19 protein-coding genes are annotated in these 17,368 nt (G+C 59.2%); 7 read left to right on the top strand and 12 right to left on the bottom strand.

All coding sequences use genetic code 11. The annotated features are described in order from the left end of the window. Positions 1 to 69: 69 nt before the first annotated feature. The 6 genes from ettA to HGSM_RS09565 form a co-directional block, all read right to left on the bottom strand. A complete protein-coding gene (ettA, locus tag HGSM_RS09590) occupies positions 70 to 1,752 on the bottom strand; it encodes an energy-dependent translational throttle protein EttA (protein WP_019148543.1) in 1,683 nt (560 codons plus the stop codon). 136 nt (positions 1,753 to 1,888) lie between these two features. Then, positions 1,889 to 2,542: a single-stranded DNA-binding protein gene (locus tag HGSM_RS13795; RefSeq protein WP_019148542.1), complete on the bottom strand. Its 654-nt coding sequence runs from the start codon at positions 2,540 to 2,542 to the stop codon at positions 1,889 to 1,891. Between the two features lie 145 nt (positions 2,543 to 2,687). After that, on the bottom strand, positions 2,688 to 4,283 hold the full coding sequence (locus HGSM_RS09580; protein ID WP_019148541.1) for a P-loop NTPase family protein: 1,596 nt from the start codon (positions 4,281 to 4,283) through the stop codon (positions 2,688 to 2,690). Positions 4,284 to 4,305: 22 nt separating this feature from the next. Continuing rightward, positions 4,306 to 5,913, bottom strand: a complete 1,608-nt coding sequence (locus tag HGSM_RS09575; RefSeq protein WP_019148540.1) for a GTPase — start codon at positions 5,911 to 5,913, stop codon at positions 4,306 to 4,308. Positions 5,914 to 5,935: 22 nt separating this feature from the next. After that, on the bottom strand, positions 5,936 to 6,127 hold the full coding sequence (locus tag HGSM_RS09570; protein ID WP_019148539.1) for a hypothetical protein: 192 nt from the start codon (positions 6,125 to 6,127) through the stop codon (positions 5,936 to 5,938). A 210-nt stretch (positions 6,128 to 6,337) separates the two neighbouring features. Further along, positions 6,338 to 6,793 (bottom strand): TetR/AcrR family transcriptional regulator, encoded by a 456-nt coding sequence (locus HGSM_RS09565; protein ID WP_230197530.1) that lies wholly within the window; start codon positions 6,791 to 6,793, stop codon positions 6,338 to 6,340. Positions 6,794 to 7,316: 523 nt separating this feature from the next. On the opposite strand from HGSM_RS09565, the gene HGSM_RS09560 reads away from it, so the two are divergent. The 3 genes from HGSM_RS09560 to HGSM_RS09550 all read left to right on the top strand — a co-directional run bounded on the left by HGSM_RS09560 (position 7,317) and on the right by HGSM_RS09550 (position 10,768). Then, a complete protein-coding gene (locus HGSM_RS09560) occupies positions 7,317 to 8,279 on the top strand; it encodes an MFS transporter (protein WP_019148535.1) in 963 nt (320 codons plus the stop codon). Positions 8,280 to 8,360: 81 nt separating this feature from the next. After that, positions 8,361 to 9,890, top strand: coding sequence for a carboxylesterase/lipase family protein (locus tag HGSM_RS09555; protein WP_019148534.1), 1,530 nt, complete (start codon positions 8,361 to 8,363; stop codon positions 9,888 to 9,890). A 188-nt stretch (positions 9,891 to 10,078) separates the two neighbouring features. Next, positions 10,079 to 10,768 (top strand): phosphatase PAP2 family protein, encoded by a 690-nt coding sequence (locus tag HGSM_RS09550; RefSeq protein WP_019148532.1) that lies wholly within the window; start codon positions 10,079 to 10,081, stop codon positions 10,766 to 10,768. A gap of 214 nt (positions 10,769 to 10,982) precedes the next feature. Here HGSM_RS09550 and HGSM_RS09545 read toward each other — a convergent pair whose 3' ends face one another. From HGSM_RS09545 to HGSM_RS09530, 5 genes are all read right to left on the bottom strand, one after another. Next, positions 10,983 to 12,626, bottom strand: a complete 1,644-nt coding sequence (locus tag HGSM_RS09545) for an ABC transporter permease subunit (protein ID WP_019148531.1) — start codon at positions 12,624 to 12,626, stop codon at positions 10,983 to 10,985. Beyond that, on the bottom strand, positions 12,623 to 13,360 hold the full coding sequence (locus HGSM_RS14960; RefSeq protein WP_019148530.1) for an ABC transporter ATP-binding protein: 738 nt from the start codon (positions 13,358 to 13,360) through the stop codon (positions 12,623 to 12,625). The genes HGSM_RS09545 and HGSM_RS14960 overlap by 4 nt, the downstream gene beginning before the upstream one ends. Beyond that, positions 13,348 to 13,506 (bottom strand): ATP-binding cassette domain-containing protein, encoded by a 159-nt coding sequence (locus HGSM_RS14955; RefSeq protein ID WP_019148529.1) that lies wholly within the window; start codon positions 13,504 to 13,506, stop codon positions 13,348 to 13,350. Before HGSM_RS14955 ends, HGSM_RS14960 begins: the two co-directional genes overlap by 13 nt. 573 nt (positions 13,507 to 14,079) lie before the next feature. Beyond that, the gene (locus tag HGSM_RS09535) at positions 14,080 to 14,520 is read right to left on the bottom strand and encodes an ImmA/IrrE family metallo-endopeptidase (protein ID WP_019148528.1); all 441 of its coding nucleotides are present in this window, start codon (positions 14,518 to 14,520) and stop codon (positions 14,080 to 14,082) included. 8 nt (positions 14,521 to 14,528) lie between these two features. Next, on the bottom strand, positions 14,529 to 14,858 hold the full coding sequence (locus tag HGSM_RS09530) for a helix-turn-helix domain-containing protein (RefSeq protein ID WP_019148527.1): 330 nt from the start codon (positions 14,856 to 14,858) through the stop codon (positions 14,529 to 14,531). A 77-nt stretch (positions 14,859 to 14,935) separates the two neighbouring features. Between HGSM_RS09530 and HGSM_RS09525 the strand changes: the two genes are divergently transcribed. The 3 genes from HGSM_RS09525 (at position 14,936) to HGSM_RS09515 (ending at position 16,023) form a co-directional block, all read left to right on the top strand. Continuing rightward, complete coding sequence (locus tag HGSM_RS09525) at positions 14,936 to 15,196, top strand: helix-turn-helix domain-containing protein (RefSeq protein ID WP_019148526.1); 261 nt, start codon at positions 14,936 to 14,938, stop codon at positions 15,194 to 15,196. Between the two features lie 126 nt (positions 15,197 to 15,322). Beyond that, positions 15,323 to 15,508: a hypothetical protein gene (locus HGSM_RS09520; RefSeq protein WP_154646307.1), complete on the top strand. Its 186-nt coding sequence runs from the start codon at positions 15,323 to 15,325 to the stop codon at positions 15,506 to 15,508. A gap of 59 nt (positions 15,509 to 15,567) precedes the next feature. After that, complete coding sequence (locus tag HGSM_RS09515) at positions 15,568 to 16,023, top strand: DUF488 domain-containing protein (RefSeq protein WP_040594926.1); 456 nt, start codon at positions 15,568 to 15,570, stop codon at positions 16,021 to 16,023. Here HGSM_RS09515 and HGSM_RS09510 read toward each other — a convergent pair. Further along, positions 16,012 to 16,896 carry a hypothetical protein gene (locus HGSM_RS09510; RefSeq protein ID WP_019148523.1) on the bottom strand — a complete coding sequence of 295 codons (885 nt, stop codon included), beginning with the start codon at positions 16,894 to 16,896 and terminating at the stop codon, positions 16,012 to 16,014. The genes HGSM_RS09515 and HGSM_RS09510 overlap by 12 nt on opposite strands. A gap of 241 nt (positions 16,897 to 17,137) precedes the next feature. Here HGSM_RS09510 and HGSM_RS09505 point away from each other — a divergent pair. Continuing rightward, on the top strand, positions 17,138 to 17,368 hold a 231-nt coding region (locus HGSM_RS09505), incomplete at its 3' end, for an antA/AntB antirepressor family protein (protein WP_040595049.1).

Genomic DNA, 17,368 nt, shown 5'->3' with positions numbered 1-17,368 from the left:
TTATTAACGACGAGAGGGCTGGTTCAGGCTGTGACAGCCTGAACCAGCCCTCTCGGGTGTGCGACGAGCTTAGTCGCGGGTGAGCTTGCGGTGCGTCACGCGGTGCGGACGAGCAGCATCTGCGCCGAGGCGATCGATCTTGTTTGCCTCGTAGGAGTCGAAGTTACCTTCGAACCAGTACCAGTTCGATGGGTTCTCTTCGGTGCCTTCGTAGGCAAGGATGTGGGTTGCCACTCGGTCGAGGAACCAACGGTCGTGGGAGACGACCACTGCACAACCTGGGAACTCAAGGAGTGCGTTTTCTAGCGAGCCCAAGGTTTCCACGTCGAGGTCGTTAGTTGGCTCGTCGAGGAGGAGAAGGTTTCCACCCTGCTTGAGCGTAAGCGCCAGGTTGAGGCGGTTGCGCTCTCCACCAGAAAGGACGCCGGCAGGCTTCTGCTGGTCCGGGCCCTTGAATCCGAAGGCTGCAACGTAGGCACGGGAAGGCATTTCAACCTGTCCGACCTTGATGTAGTCGAGCCCGTCGGAAACTACCTCGAACAGCGTCTTGTTCGGGTCGATTCCGCCACGCGACTGGTCAACGTATGAGATCTTGACGGTTTCGCCGACCTTGAGGTCACCGCCGTCCAGTGGTTCAAGTCCAACGATCGTTTTGAAGAGGGTCGTCTTACCCACACCGTTCGGTCCAATGACGCCGACAATGCCGTTGCGTGGGAGGGTGAAGGACAGGCCGTCGATGAGCACGCGCTCGCCGAAGCCCTTCTTCAGGTCCTTGGCCTCGATAACGACGTTTCCAAGACGTGGCCCTGGTGGAATCTGGATCTCTTCGAAGTCCAGCTTGCGGGTACGCTCCGCCTCGGCTGCCATCTCTTCGTATCGTGCGAGACGTGCCTTGGACTTGGTCTGGCGCCCCTTAGCGTTCTGGCGGACCCAGTCGAGTTCCTCGGCGAGGCGCTTTGCTAGCTTGGCGTCCTTCTTGCCTTGAACCTCAAGACGCTCGCGCTTCTTTTCGAGGTAGGTGGAGTAGTTGCCCTCGTATGGGTAGAGGCGACCGCGGTCGACCTCACAGATCCACTCGGCAACGTGGTCGAGGAAGTAACGGTCGTGGGTAACAGCAAGAATTGCACCCGGGTAGGTGGCAAGGTGCTGCTCGAGCCAGAGAACAGACTCGGCGTCGAGGTGGTTAGTGGGCTCGTCGAGGAGCAGGAGGTCTGGCTTCTCAAGCAGGAGCTTGCACAGTGCAACGCGGCGGCGTTCACCACCGGAAAGGACGGAGACATCAGCGTCGGCTGGAGGACAGCGGAGTGCGTCCATTGCCTGCTCAAGCTGGCTGTCGAGGTCCCAGGCGTTGGCGTGGTCAAGGGCTTCCTGGAGTTCGCCCATCTCCGCGAGGAGCTTGTCGAAGTCCGCGTCTGGCTCGCCCATAAGGGTGGAGATCTCGTTGAAGCGGTCAAGCTTCCCCTTGATCTCAGAGACGGACTCTTCGATGTTCCCGAGAACCGTCTTTTCCTCGTTCAGCGGAGGTTCCTGCAGAAGGATTCCGACGGTGTATCCGGGGGCGAGTCGCGCCTCACCGTTCGATGGCTGCTCGAGGCCCGCCATGATCTTCAGGATCGTTGACTTACCGGCTCCGTTAGGACCGACAACACCGATCTTTGCGCCAGGAAGGAAGTTCAGGGAGACATCGTCAAGGATGACCTTGTCGCCGTGCGCCTTCCGCGCCTTGTACATGCTGTAAATGAACTCAGCCACTAGTTCTTCGTCCGCCTCAGGTATGAAAGCAATCGAGCATTCGCTCGGATGACATGCGTTGGTCTTCTCGCCGTGGACATCCCTACTTCTCGGATGCCACGGCGAGAGCCCAACTCTCTATACTCAACACACCAGATTACGCGGTCAAGACCTCTTTGTGCTCGTTCGTTTCGGACATTGTGAGCGACTCGTCTACATCTCCTTCATCCGTTACTCCCGAGAAGTGAGCGAATGCGTCGTTGACCTGATCCTCCACACCGTTGCTGTCGGACCCACTTGGCACAAACTCCCCGCTGTCCTTAGCCACCATTGAGTCAACTGCTGCGCTGAGTTCGTTCCGCTGGCTGACCGAGTTTGCAGGTGGTGCAGGCCAACTTGCGGCGGCGTTTGCCGCACTGTTTGGAGAACTGGCGGCGGCGTTCGGGTTGAGTGACCGGAACTTGGATACCCCACGCAGGAGGTTTGGCCCGACTGCCTGCGCCTCGATGACAAGAGACTCCCGTTCGATGCCCTCGGAACTGGTCCAGCGTTGGGTGTCCAGATTCCCGTGCACGATGACTGCGTCGCCCTTTTTCAGGGAGGTGCGAATGTTGGTCGCAAGTGTGCGCCAGGCCTTCACGGTGAACCACGTGGTCTCACCGTCAACCCATGCGCCTGTGTTGCGGTTGAAGTAGCTGCGGGTGGTTGCGAGCCGGAAGCTAACAAAGTCCGGAGCCTCGCCCTCGGCCATGAAAAACCGAGGTTCCGAGCCGATGCGGCCCATGACTGTCACGTTGGCGTCGTACGACATATTTCTCCTTGGGTAGTGCGGAATGATGAAGCAAGCACTTCCTAGAGAAACGACAATGCGCACGCCCCGCTGGATGGGGCGTGCGCATTGCCTAAAAACAGTGGACCGTGGCAGCACTTAGGTGCCGGTGGAAAACCGGCCCATGCTATTTCTTGCCTTCAGCAGCTGACAGGCTTACTTGTGGGTGATCCACCTCAGCCGGGCTGGCGGTTGCGTGACGGCCAGTTCCAACAGGGTCTCGTTCTCCCTCAGGTTCATCCGAGCCACCACTGGCGTTTAGCACCCCGAATGTCAGGGCAGAGATCTTTCGGTGGTCATCCAGAATTGGTCGAATGGGTTCGATAAGGACCTCAGACACCACGCCGGCATACGCGTCCGCGACACTCTGCCGGAACTCGTGCGCACGTTCCCTGCCTTCACTCCTGAGTTTGGAGGCGAACTGCCGATCCGCGAACCACGCACCTGCGGCGAGCACGAGAGCCACGAGCAACAGCCCCGCTCCCACTGCTTGGGTGAGCACGATCCCCGCCAACCCCAGTAGCGCGAGCACACCAACGACGCCGGCGAGCGCAACGAGAATCCACGTCCACGTGCGAGAGACGCCCTCGGGGGCTCCCCACGGAACATCGACCTCAGAAGAGACCTGAGCCAATCGGGTGGCCAGTTCCTCTGAACTGCCCGCACGTTGGCTGACTTCGTGTGCGAAGGGCTTACGCATATTGAGCGTGACTCGCTCGATCCAGCGACCCCTCAGTCCGTTGAGAGAGGCAAGTGAAGGCGCCGCCACGGATGGGACGGGCCTGCCCGTGCGGAGCGCTGTGTGCTCGGAAATCTCGTCAGCGAGCGCTGGGATACCAGCTGCAACGAGGTACCGTTCGGCTTCCCACTGCACGGTACCCTCAAGCTCAGTTGTGACGGACTGCGGAGTGTGGTGGGCAATTGCTCGTGCGAGTTTGGCCAGTTCATCCCGCAACCGTCGTGATGCCATAGTACGGCGGGACACCGCCTTGCGCAGGTCCTCACGGATTTCAGCGACGCCCTCACCCGTGCGCGCCGAAATGGCCCGAATTTCGACCGCCTCCAGTCCGTCCTGCGTGAGCAGGCGGGAAATATCGCTCGTGATTGTGCCGAGGCCGCCGGCGGGAAGCGTGTCGATCTGATTAAGCGCAACAATCATGGATGCCTCAGATCCAACGAGCGAGCGCAGGTAGCCCGCGTGAAGCGCCTCGTCGGCATACTTTTGCGGATCAACAATCCAGATCAAGACATCAACGAGTGGGAGGACCTTATCTACGATGGCCCGGTGGTGTTCAGCTACAGAATCGTGGTCCGGCAGGTCCAGAAGGATCATTCCGTGAAGTGCAGCTTGGTCCGCACCATCAAGGGCGGTGTCGCGTGAAATACGCCGGTCGGGATCCACCTCGAGCCAGTCAAGCAGTTCCGTTGCGTCCGAACTCCACGTGCAGGACGCAAGCCGTGCCGTGGTTGGTCGACGGACACCTACGTCAGCGAACTCGAGACCCGAGATCGCATTGAACGTCGAAGACTTGCCAGAACCGGTGCCACCAGCAAGAGCGACGATTGTGTGGTCAACTCCGAGGTCGAGGCGTCTCTCGATTGAGCCAAGCGACTCGTATCCCTGCTTGAGCAGTTCGATGGGCAGGTACGGCTTGCCAATCTCAAGTGCCGCGCGCAGTTGTGCCACCTGCGCGCGATATGCCTGTTCGTCCTGTGTACCCATTGGTTATCCCTCCACTGCTGGTTTAGCGCAGCGCCTTGAGTTCTGCCACGCGCACTCGGATGCGTGCAGACGCACCCTCTTCAAGATCCAATCGTGCGAGCGACTCATGAATGTGCTGGTACTCCGCCAAAATCAACTGGTCATACTCGTCTGCAAGGACAGCGGTTGACTCGGCGAGCACGTCCTCAATCTCGTTTCCAAGGAGTCTGCGCGCCAGGTCCGCTGCGGGGGCTACACCGAGTGCCGCGGCAATGGTGATGGCGTCAAGACTCTTTGAGTCGAGTGCCCGCGTTGCGGCGTCCACCTGCTTGGATGATGAGGTCTCGAGGAACTTGCTCACTAGTAGATGGTGCTGGTGAGCCCAGTCATCCACTGCCGAACGCACGTCCTCGCTGCGGTCTGGAAACTCCGAGAGCTCGACGAACTCGCCGCCGCGAACACCGGCAAGAGCGTCACTCACTCGCGTGCGCGCAGATGCGAGCACGTCCAGTGCGGCCTGCTCCGCGATGTCCTTAAATGATTCTTCTGCACGTGCAGCGGAATCCGCCCGGCGAGTACGAAGGAAAGGAGACCCCTTTGCATATCCGGAACGACCCACGATTTTGTCGTACCTTGACGAAGTTGCCAGTAGCGACCACTGGGCTGCACCGGCTCCCCCTAGAAGCGCCTTGTCCGCAAACGAGCTGCGAATATCAGTCACACACTCAACAAGAACTTCCTTGGCACGCGAGTTGATCAGGTCTTTGGCGCTAACCTGTTGATCAATGGCCTGCGCCAGCTCGTTGAGGCGAGGTGGAAGGGCTTCGAGCGAGCCCCTCAAGGTACGCACGATGACGGCGCGAGCTTGGTCTGCTCCTGACAGAGTTGTGAGCCAGTTGCGAACTGGCCGAACCGCTTCTTCAGGCAGGAGACCTTCATGTGGGCCGATGTCTTCAATGACGAAGAGCGGAGTCCGTTCCATGCCGTGCTCGCGCAATCTGGTCAGGAGGTCCATTCGAACGTCGGCCAGAGATGCTTTGGGGGCACGGTTGAGTATCATCGCGACAGACGTACCACGCTCCGTGGCGCTTGTCAGCGTCTTCCATGGGAGCGCATCGCCGTACCTGCGTGACGTGGTGACAAAGAGCCACAGGTCCGCACTCTCAAGCAACCGCCGGGCGGTTGCCCGGTTATCGTCGCGGACGGAGTCGAGGTCGGGGGCGTCGAGGATCGCGATTCCACGAGGAACTGCCTCATGCGTGACAATTTTGACGGCTTCGACGAGCGAAGACGCGCGCATCAACTCCTCGTCAAGAGGGTGGACCACTAGGACGGGCTCAACCGTTGTGGGACGCAGCAACCCTGCTGCACTCACATCTTCGCCCACGAGTGAGTTGGTGATCGTGGATTTTCCGGCGCCGGTAGAGCCCGCGACAACGATGATGCCGGGTGTGGAGAGCTCCGCAAGCCTTGGGATGAGGTGGTCTTCGAGTTGCGCAAGTAGAAGCGTGCGCTGCTCGGCCGCTTGAGCGGCTCCGTCAACTGAAATGGGGAACGCGAGGGACTCTACATCAGCCTGCAAATCCTTGACGATGTCGTAGACAGACGTCCCCAATGAAGGGCGTCCGCTGTGCAGGGCTGCCGGTCCCACGCGTTCTCCAGTCTTTGTACGTCTACTTGTGTTCAGTGTGCTTGTGCTGCGTGTGCCAGTCTTCAGGTTCACCCTCAGGGTCGAGGGGTTCTTCGCCGGCAAGGATGCGCGCTGCGGAACCGAAGGAATCGGCGTCAACGTCCTTTTCCTTGGTTTCCAGCCAAGCGTCGACTCCAAGTTTGGTGCCTTCGTGGGTGTGTTTTTCGGCGCTCATTTTGACCTCCTCATCAAACTTTCCTTTACCGCAATATTAGCCCCAGAATTAAGGCATTCAGGGACGTGACACCGGGGCGCCACGGATGAATACGCTGGCCTCACGGACGCAGAAGCGCAACAAACTGTTCGATGTCCGCGGCCATGTCCACGGTGGGGTCGATCAGCCACGCGTTCTGGAGCCCATCCGCTAGCGCGTGCATCGCCCTAGTTATCCACTCTGGGGTGAGATCCGAGCGCATCTCTCCCCGCTCTTGGGCCCCTCGATCACCTCTGTTGCCAGCTGGGTGACCATGTCCCTCCGTGCTACGAAGTAAGTGTGCGCGGGGTGATTGGGGTCCGCGGCCTCAACTGAAAGTAGCGAGTACAGATAGACCAACCCCGGCACCTTCGAGTTCTCCCGCATCACGGTAAGGAACTGGGTCATATAGTCGACTTCGGGAGCGCGCAGCCCGTCTTTGGCATCCCTCTCCTGGATGATCGCTACAAAGAGGTCTTCCTTGGATCCGAAGTAGTGCAGCAACCCTGTAGGGCTCAAGTTCGCGGCCTCGGCGATGTCCCGAATTGATGCATTACGGCAGCCCTGAGCAGCCACAACTTCCAGCGCAGTTTCAAGGATTTCCTGGCGCTTGGCCACGCCTTTTGCATACCCACCACCTCTTGTCATTCCCCCCATCGTAGTTGAGGCCACAACTACGGGGAGGCCAGCCCTTGCCACCGGGAAACTTTTCTGCCATTCTCGTTCCACATCCAAAACCGTACAGCGTTTGGTTTTGAGTTCGGTTCACTCGACGTCGAGTGAACCGCACCTATGTTCAATGAGGAACAGCCATATCACTTTCAACTCATCCCTCAGCGGCGGATGGCGAACAGCCATCCGCTTCAGGCACCGCTGCCTCAACGGAGTGGCTAGCAAACGTTCCAGGCGGCCCGGCAGTCAGCCCACCGGCAAACAAGAGGCTGCTCCCAAGCCTGCTTTTGTCCTCCCTCACACTGTTTGCAACTTACGGGGGCCTCGTTTCTATTCTGCTGCCCACCTAGGTTGCACTGATTGACGAGGCGAACAAGGTTGCAAACCTTGCGATCGTCACCACCACGTCCTTCATCTTCACTCTTTTCGCCCAGCCCATCGCCGGCGCGCTGAGCGACAGGACTCGCTCCAAGTTTGGCCGCCGAATCCCTGGATGCTCATGGGCGCGTTCGTGGGAGGCCTCTTCCTCCTTGGCATCAGGTCCCTCAAGGACACCCTGTTGGTCACCGTGTTCTGGATGGTCATCCAGGTTGCCCTGAACTTCCTGCAAGCGCCTCTGACAACCATCACGGCAGACCGCTTCCCGCGCTCCAAGCGTGGCACTGCGAGCGCGATGATGGGCCTCGGTATGCAGCTCGATATGACCGCTGGCGTTATGCTTGCGGGCGCTAAGGGAACCAAGGTGGGCCTGGGCTATAGCACCTTTGGTATCGCAGTCATCGCCACCGCCATCCTCTTTGCAATGCTCAAACACGACTGGTCCTCCAGAGAACCATCCGTGTCGCCATTCAAGTGGGGGCACTTCTTTAAGGGCTTCTGGGTCAACCCAAAGAAGCACCCTGACTTCGCGTGGGCGTTCGCGGCTCGCTTTGCGCTCATCCTCGGGTACTTCGTCGTCATGACCTACCAGCTCTACCTGCTGACCGACTACATCGGCATGTCGCTCGAGGCGGGGCAGAAGGCAGTCGTGACCCTTGCACTTGCGGGTTTCCTCCCCTCCATCATCGCGATCGTGGTCTCTGGTCTGTGGAGTGACAAAGTTGGGAAGCGCAAGATCTTCATTTACGTAGCGTCCGCGATAATGGTTGTTGGCCTGACGATGCCCATCATCATGCCGACCATGACTGGCATGATCACCATGGCCGTCATCAACGGTCTCGGCTTCGGCCTCTACATGTCCGTTGACGCCGCGCTCATGACCGAGGTTCTCCCCAGCGAGGGCACCGACGCCGGCAAGGACCTTGGTATTTTGAACGTAGCCACGAACATTCACCAGGCAATGAGTCCGGCGATTGCAGGCATGATCATCACTGCGTTTGGCTACGCGCCACTGTTCGTGTTCGCGATTATCTTTGTCATCATCGGCGCCATCGTTATCGCTCCAATCCGTAGCGTTCGCTAGCTCTCGTCTTAACCAAACCGATCGCTCGGTCGAACCAACTCGGCACCAACACGGCATCAACTGAAATTTCAAGGAATCAACATGGAACACACTGACTTCCCCACCCCAGACGGCATCGTCTCCGGAGCAGAGTCCACCTCGGAGTTCGTCACCGTTGACACTCACTCCGGGACAGTTCGCGGTCGCTGGCGTAACACCACAGGAGGACGTGGACTAGAAAAGTCAGCCGCGTTCCTAGGGATTCCCTTTGCACAGCCGCCAGTTGGCGATAACCGGTTCGACGCACCTGTTCCGGTTGCGCCATGGGAGGGTGTGCGCGACGCACTCGCCTTTGGCGCAACCGCACAGCGCGGCGCCCCCGGTGTCACGCTAATCCCCGAGCCCTCGATCGAGGGCGAGAGCACTCTCAACGTCAACGTGTTCACCCCTACTCCAACCCAGGCGGCGCCTGGCAATGGACTTCCCGTCCTGGTGTGGATCCACGGTGGTGGCTACTTCGCAGGTTCACCCGCGAGCCCTTGGTACGACGGCCGGAACTTCAACCGCGACTCCGTGGTGACTGTTACCCTGTCCTACCGTCTTGGCTTCGACGGCTTTGGCTGGATCGAAGATGCCCCATCAAATCGCGGTGTTCGGGACTGGCTCGCTGCACTCCAGTGGGTCCAGGACAACATTTCGCTGTTCGGAGGTGACCCCGGACAGGTGACCATTGCTGGCCAGTCCGCTGGCGGCGGTGCCGTACTTACTCTCCTCGGCATGGAGAAGGCTCAGCACCTCTTCCGCGGCGTCATTGCCATTTCGGGCGCACTTGCGGACACGCCGCTGGCAAAGGCTGAGGAGTTCAGCCGCAAGTACGCCGGGCTACTCGGCGTGGAGCCCACACGCGCTGGCCTGTCCACCAAGACCGAGGCCGAACACCTCGTGGTGCAGAAGGACGCCACCAAGATGGACCCGAGCAAGCTAACGGAGATCATAGAGGAAGGGCTCGGACTGGGCCCCTGCGTGGATGGCGACCTCATCATGCGTCCGACCATCGAGTCGCTGCGCATGGGAGTCGGCTCCGATAAGCAACTCGTCATCGGCTCTACGGACGACGAGTTCACGATGGCCATGGGGGACGCCGCTAAGATCCTACGGTGGGTTCCTCGCTCGATCCTCATGGGCAAGTTTGGGGTTCCTAAGCACGCTCGCAAGCAGTACCTCGCGGACAATGCGGATGTTGCCGCAAAGGGTAAGGCGAACCTTGCCGGGCGCATTCTTACAGATCTCATGTTCCGCAGGGCAGTGCTCAATATTGCGGACGCTCGCGGATCCGCACCAACCTGGATCTACCGCTTCTCTTGGCCGTCGGGAACCTTTGGCTTTGCCGAGCACTGCCTCGACGTTCCATTCTTCTTTGACTGCCTTGACGGCCCATCCATGGTTCCACTTGCAGGGGAAAACCCACCACAGCAGCTCGCGGATGAGCTACACGCCGACGCCGTCCGGTTTATCCAAGGGAACGAGCCCACCTGGCCTCGCTACACCCAGAGCGAGAAGACGGGCCGCGTGTACAACGTGCCGTCATACACCTTGCCAAATGCATACGCTTCGGTTGCATCCCTTCGATAGGTCGTACCTGTAGGTCGGACGTTGGAGTCCGAGCGCTACACGGACCGCAGCCCCATCTGCTTCACACCGCCGCGCACAAACGCTGTGGCGCGTCGCTCGGTTTCACCTGCACTGCCAAGCACGACAACTGCAAACACCACCGGCATCTGCCTTCCCCGCCCCTGCGACACCAAAGAAAGGACCTCCATGTGGAGACTTCCCCTACGGACGCCCAGTCCGGGCAAGCGACCCTCACCGATGAGATCACCTCCCCCCCCCGTCCCCGTAACCTTCTCATCTGGGGCGTTGCGGCGCTCGCCTTCCTCACCGCAATGGGAATCTCGTTTCTCTTGACCCTGCCCAATGCCTGGACCCAGCCGCTCGATGATGCGTGGCGCGGCGTCATGGGCAGCTCGCCGCAGGATTCGCTGCCGAACAGCCCGCTTGCCATGTTCTTCCAGCAGTTCGGCCAACCTCTGGGTTCCCTCTTCACCTTGATCATCATTCCCGTGGCCCTCATGATCTTTGGTCATTGGAGGTCGGGCCTGTTTGTCATAGCTGCCTCGTTTGCGGGTACCGGCCTGGTATCGCAGCTGGCCAAGAACCTGGTTGACCGCCCACGCCCAGCCGCCGACGAGGCAGCGGGCCTCTACGGGCCTCTGTTCACAGTGGACCACGGCTCATTCCGGTCAGGACACGCAGTGTCCATGGGTGTCTTAGTCGTGGTCATCATGGCTTTGATCCCGGCAGCTAAGGTGGGCATGCGGCGCATCTGGCTGGTCATCGGCTTTCTCCTTTGCGCAGGAATGATCTGGCAGCGCACGCTCATCAACGCACACTGGCTGTCTGACTCCATCACTGGCGTTATCGGTGGCGTCGGTGTCGGACTCATCATGTAGTGGGCGTTCTGGCCACTGCTCAAGAGGGACGAATCGTGCCCCTGGCGCATAGGTCGCACCGCAAAGTAGCCCCCTGCTCTGCGGCGATGGTGCTGGTACATGCGTGAATCGTCGTAAATAAAATGAACGACGATTCTGGGCCGCCTCCAGCGCGCCGCACCTTGGCACCATGGCGCTGGGTCCCGAGCCTACGGCTCGGGACCCAGCGCCATGTCTAGCCTGCGGAAATGCGGATGTCGCGGCGAGCGAAAAGCGGCCACCCCGCGACCACCAGGACGACCGTTCCGAGCGCGAGCCAGACGGGCTGCCACCATTCCATGCCCTCCATGAGCGGCGGGCCGTAGAGGTAAGGGCGGAACGGTGACCACCACCCGGCGCCTTCGTGACCGGCTGCGAGCAGGAGCGTGTAGCCAAAATATGTAGCGACGGCGATTGCAGTCGTGGACCACACAGCGCTGGAACTGCGGCCCGTGGCCGCCGCGACCAATAGCGTGAGCGCGCCAAAAAACCACCCCAGAAGCGTGAGCAGGAGGACTGCGTGGAACAAGTCGTTGAGCTGGATACTCTGCCCGGAAACTACAGTCCCCGCCCACGTGCCGAGAAATAGCGCGACCGACACAAACATAACGTACAGTGCCATGGCCGCCACCACGGTCCAGTACGTGCGTGCTCGGGAGATCGGCTGTGCGAGGAGGAGCGACATCCGCCGGAAGCGTTCCTCGCCCGCGATTCCGGACGACGCGGCAACCGCGGCGACAACGATGACGGCGGCGGGTGCGACTATCCCGAAGACCTCAAGGTGCATGAAGCCGGCTATGGTGGCGAGCGATCCGCCACCAAACATGTCGAGCATTGTCTGCGGGAACGATGCCGAGAAGTCGCCGATGGTTGAGCCCATCGCGCGGTACATGAACGGCATGCCGAACCCCATCACAACGGCCAAGATAAACACGACGTAGCCCACCAGAACCTGCTGTGCGGCAAGACGAAGCCCAAGCAAGGACGAGCCCTTGCCCGTGGGGGCGAGGATCTTGGCCAGGGCCGGCATCTCGCGCAGTCGAGAAACGAGGTTTGAGCCCGGGTCAAGCAGGCGCAGCTCCCGGGAGCGGAACACCGTGGTCCCGAGAATGAGGAGCACGAGCGCCCCGCCAAGCAGCAACGCGATGTCCTTGACGCTCACCCCGTTGACCAACGGCTGCGATCCATTGAACCAGTTCCAGGGCAACCACTCCGCGGATCCTTCGCGCCACATCGGGAGCAGGCTCGACCCGAGCCACCCCAGCACCATGACGCCGGAGGCAACGCCCTCGGCAACTCCCTTGCCGCCAATCGCCGCGCCGATCGAGAGCGCGAGTATGCCGTGGAAGATGGCAGCGCAGGTCAGGTGGAGTACGAGCGCGAACAGGTGGGCCTGCCCCACCTCGATCCCCATGACTCGCGGGGCAGCCTCGGCGATCGCCCACAGCAGCAGCCCACCACCGATGAGGAGCGTGACCAGGGCAGCAGCCCGGCTGAGCACGTAGGACACACGGGTCAGTGGGTTGGCAAGCGTGAGGGCGAGAGTCCGGTCGCTCTCTTCCCCGGCCACGGCCTGCGCCCCTATCGCGATGGCAACGCCTACGAAAGCGAGCGCGCCGATGGCGGCTAGCATCTCGTTGTACGCCATAAGCGCCGGGTCAGCGTGTGTTGGGATTCCCACCAGCGCGCGCAAGGCTTCCGGCAGAGAATCATAGATGGACAGGTCGAAACTTCCGTACACCGAGAGGCCAAGCACGAGCATGAGCGCGACCGAACCCGCGGTGATCAGCAGTCCCTTCCATCCCACCCCGAGCGCGCGACGGTAGACCGGAACGTTCATGACTCGTCCTGGTAGTACGTGAGGAAAATGTCCTCGAGGTCTGCCTCCTGGGTGTGGATGTCACGCAGGTGCACCAGGGAACTCACCGTGGAGAGAAGCTGTGACATGTCGCCGTCAAAGTTGAGTTCAAGCCGGCCGTGCAGGAGGCTCAGATCCCTGATTCCATCCACTTCCGCTAGGTCCGAGGACTTGAGCGTTCCGTCAAAGTCGATCTCAATCCGACGGGTCTTTTTACGCCGAAGTGCCGCGACCTCTTCAACTGCGATCAGGCTTCCCTTTCGAATGATTCCGACCCTGTCCGCCACACGCTCCACCTCGGACAGCGTGTGACTGGAGAGGAACACCGTGCGGCCCTCATCAGCGACCTCCCGCATCATGGCCCAAAACTCGTGCTGCACGAGCGGGTCGAGCCCGGCGTTGGGCTCATCCAGAATGAGGAGTTCGGGCATATTCATGAACACGGAAATCAGGCCGATTTTTTGCCTGTTGCCCGTGGAAAGCTCTCCCACACGCTTGTCCAGCGTGGCATCGAGCCGCTCTGCAAGCGAGTCCACGTACTTCCAGTCCACGCCGCCGCGCAGTCGCGCAAAAAAGTTCAGGGTGTCGCGGCCCGTCATCGCCGGCCACAGTGCGAGGTCGGGTGGCAGGTACCCGAGCCTGGCGCGGTGAGCAACATCGCGAGGTGACGCACCAAGTACCGTGGCCGAGCCGGCAGTGGGGTTCAGTTCCCCCATGAGCAATCGGATCGTGTGGACTTACCGGCACCGTTTGGCCCCAGAAAGCCGAAGACTTCGCCCTGTTGGACCTCAAGGTCAAGGTCCACGAGCGCGGGAAACGCACCGTAGTTCTTAGACAAGCCACGCGTTTGAATCGGGTTCACTGATCCTCCTGGAACAACGCTGTACCTATGTAGGTTGCGAGGCTGCTAGATCTCAGGGCTAGCACGAGGCGGAACTCCGTCTTTCCAGTTCACCTACCCCGAGGTATCACCTCACTTCCAGCGTATTCCTGTTCGCGCACTTTGCTAGCGGGACGTTTGGGCAGGTCGACAGCCCCAGGCTGCCCTCGGATCTTCGATCGACTTCGTGAGCATCCATAATGCAACGGTCTCGAGGCCGGGATGAGGCAACAAAAAAAGAGAGGTTCAACCCGGACAAAGAGTGGAGACTCTTGTCGAGGGTTTGAACCTCTCCCATTTGGGGTGAGTAACGGGATTCGAACCCGTTACAGGGTAACCGGTGTTTCCCTTGAGTTTACAAGGAAAAACGCACTTACGGAAGAACCCGTAACCCCCCTGAGAACCCCTGTTTTCCCCGCAAAAGTGGTTACTGTGGTTACCACTGGTAACCACTTTCCCGCTGACCAGGCAAAACACCCCCAACACCCTTGATTACCACCAGATTTCACGCACAAAAACGGCCCCCACTAGTTTGAGTGGGGGCCTTCTTTTTTGTTATAGGAAGCAGCCTCTCTGAGGCTCCCCTATCTGGCGAAGCGCTGGGCGCAACACCTCGTTGTGGATCCTCCCCAAGAGCGATCTCTTGCTCGCGATCCGCGTATACGCCTCAACTGCACGTGAACTTACGCCAAGCTCTTGCACCGCATAGTGCGGTCCGTCAGAGAGTCCAGAGCACTCCCACATGTCATGGCTCCGAATGAGTAACGCTGCCGCCACCTCGTCAGCCAAGGCTTCTTCGAGGGGCGACTCTCCCCTATGTCCGTAGTATGCGTGTCCTATCTCATGAGCAAGAGTGAATTCCTCAACCTCCTGGGAAAGCCTCGGGTCAATGACAATGAGTTTCAAGTCGTCATAGTAGACGCCAGCGCGGTCCTCCATTGGCGAGTGCCTAACTTCGACACCGAGCACCTCCGCGCAAGCGAATAGTTGTTCCATTGCTACCTCTATGGTGTGTCCTGGTCCCGTTCCTGCTGGGATTCGTTCGCCTCAGACTTCTGTTCAGCCGCTAGTCCGAAGATAGCCGAAGGGTCTGACGCTAGCTGTTTCTCAGCTGCGACGATGAGGTACGACAGTTCCAGCCCGAATGCTTCCGCTGCGTCCACCAGGTCCTGGATTCCGAACTTGGTTTCTCCGCGTAGTTTCGCACTGAGGGCGGGCTGGGACATGCCGAGCGTCTTTGCGAACTTGTTTGCGCTGAGGCGGCGCTTGCCCATCTCTGCACGAACGACAGCCGCGATCGCCAACTCGATATCTGATACACCCTTAGTTGCCATGCGTCCAATCTAGAACATTTTCGAACGACACGCAAAGTTCGCTTGCGTTGTTAAAAGAAAACTTTTAGATTGTTCCCATGGCAACTAAGAACATTACCGAACAGATCGCCGCAGAACTGCGTGCAGAGATGGCTCGACAGAAGATCACACAAACAGACTTGGCAGACAAGTTGTTCATCTCCCAGAGGGCTCTAGGTTACCGCTTGAACGGTCAACGCAAGATGAGCTGGGGAGACACAGCCGAAGTGGCAGCAGCTCTCGGCCTAGCACTCTCAGAAGTTGTGATTCGCGCAGAAACGGCCATCGCCTCACTTGACCAGGCTCACCTAGCCGCTTAGAGCGTTTCGCTCACCCCTCCCCCCTGTTTCACCCCTACTGGTCTACGATCGGAGGTTTTCACAGTGCTTAGTGCTGTCGAAATCCCAGCGCTCCCCCATGCGCAGTTGCAGAGCGACATTAAAGCGATGTCGAAGAGGGACGCAGTGAAGTACCTAGCCGCTACCTACCCAAACCAGTCCGAGCGTTGGTTTTGCCGGAACCTCGCACATATCCAGTCCCTCAACCCTGAGCGGCTGCACGATCTGATCTTCCACTCGGACCCCACCGCACGCACAGCAATCAACAACGTTATGAAGGAGCAAGCAGCATGAGAGTCAGGCAACATGCAGATTGCCATTCTAGGCATCGGGCATCCATTAAGGTGGAGAGCATGGTTTCTGGCACGTTCAAGCTTTCAGGGTGGGGTTACGAAGGTCAGTCAGTCGACGACCTCGAGCGCTATCTCACCACCTCCCAAGTAGTTGCCCTCGTAGATATTCGACTGAATCCGATTTCGAGGAAAAAGGGCTTCTCAAAGAAGGCTCTCGCTGCGACGGTTGAAGCGTTGGGTGCCTCATATGTACATCTCCCCGAACTTGGAAACCCAAAAGAGAACCGCGCTGGCTTCCAAGACCCTGGAAGCAGTGCCCACTCAAGGGCGATTGAGCACTTCCAGAATGCTGTACTGTCCGCACCCGCGGCAGAGGCAGCGATCGACAGGGTTCTTGAGTTACTCACAAAAGGCCCCGTGGTTCTACTCTGCTACGAGATGTCAGAGAGCCGTTGCCACAGGGCGCCAGTTATCGAAGCCATCACGTCGAGGAAGTTGAGCAAGCTAGAAATCTAGAGTAGCGGCCGGTTGGCTACCCTTTTTCGGGTAGAAGACTCCTAACACCAAGAACCCATGGGGATAGTTGTGCTGATTTCCAAGAAAGAACTTGGTGTCATTGCTTGGACTACATAACTGCGTGAGGAACTTGTCGTGATGCTCCACCATTGCAGCTTCACGCCCCACTGCTTGGATTCTTTTCCGCGCAAACACGCCGGATTCCCAGTCAATCAACGTCTGGTCGTGTCCTCGACAAGACGGTTCCCGACACGTGTAGGAGTACTTAGCAATGAATGGAGGCGGTTCAAGAAACTTCACTGGTTCGCCAAATAGGCTTAGTTGCTCATGTTTCTGGGATCCTTGATTGAGATAGTCAGGATTTAGCCCGACCTCTAGCCCCTTGATTTCTGCCGGAGTTATGAGACCCAGGGACGGCGCGGCTTGACCTTTCGCCCTCCCTGCGCTGTGAAACTCGCAGGCGGTGTACGTATCAATCAGTCCATCTACAATTTGCCACCGTCGTTCCCAAGTTCCTGATTGTGTATCTACGAGCTGCCCGAGTTGCAATGTCGACAAGTCAGGCGTGTAACTCTCCGCCCTCCGATCTGAGGTGCCACGTTGCACCCTCAATCTGATGACCTGCCATTTCTTGAACTGATGGATCTCGTCCAGCCCGCGAAAATTCACAGGAAACAACCGAATCCACTGCGGACTGGGGGTGTCTATTCTAATTCCGGCAACACAAACGCCTTCCCCGTTCTTGCGGCCAATCGCAGGGTATGCCTTCACCGTCACGATCATGGTCACCACTTCGAAACCTGGCCTTGGTTTCACCTCGTCTAATCCTTGGGTGAGTTGCGCCTTCCAATATGAGGTCAAGAATTCGCCCATTTAAACCCCTAGTTCACAAGACCAAAGTACACATCAGCGCAATCCTACCTACCACTGAAAACCAAAAGCCACCTGTTGCCGCAGGTGGCTTTCGTCGTTCCTAGCTTCTTTGCCTTACCGGACGCCCGTCCGATTATGGCAGTGCTAGGACGATTGCAACCCAGTTACATACGTTCGAACCAAGCAGAAAACCCCGCCAGTAGCCGCTGGCGGGGTTTCACATTCCCAGAAAGGAAATCAATTGAGCACTGCGATCATACCTATTCGCGAGCACGGCGGAAAGCAAGTCGCGAGCCTCCGGGACCTCCACGAGTTCCTGCAAGTGAACCGGGACTTCACGACGTGGGCCGCGCAGATGTTCGAGTACGGGTTCACCGAGAACGAGGACTACGCGGAGGTTTTCCCCGAAAAAGGGGAAAACCCCATGGGCGGCCGTCCTCGCCGTGATTGGGCAGTCACCCTGGACATGGGC

This window comes from Timonella senegalensis JC301 (assembly GCF_000312125.1).
In the GTDB taxonomy this organism is placed as follows: Bacteria; Actinomycetota; Actinomycetes; order Actinomycetales; family Cellulomonadaceae; genus Timonella; species Timonella senegalensis.
The sequence above is the reverse complement of the archived record's forward strand: the minus strand, read 5'-3'. Positions and strand labels throughout refer to the sequence as shown.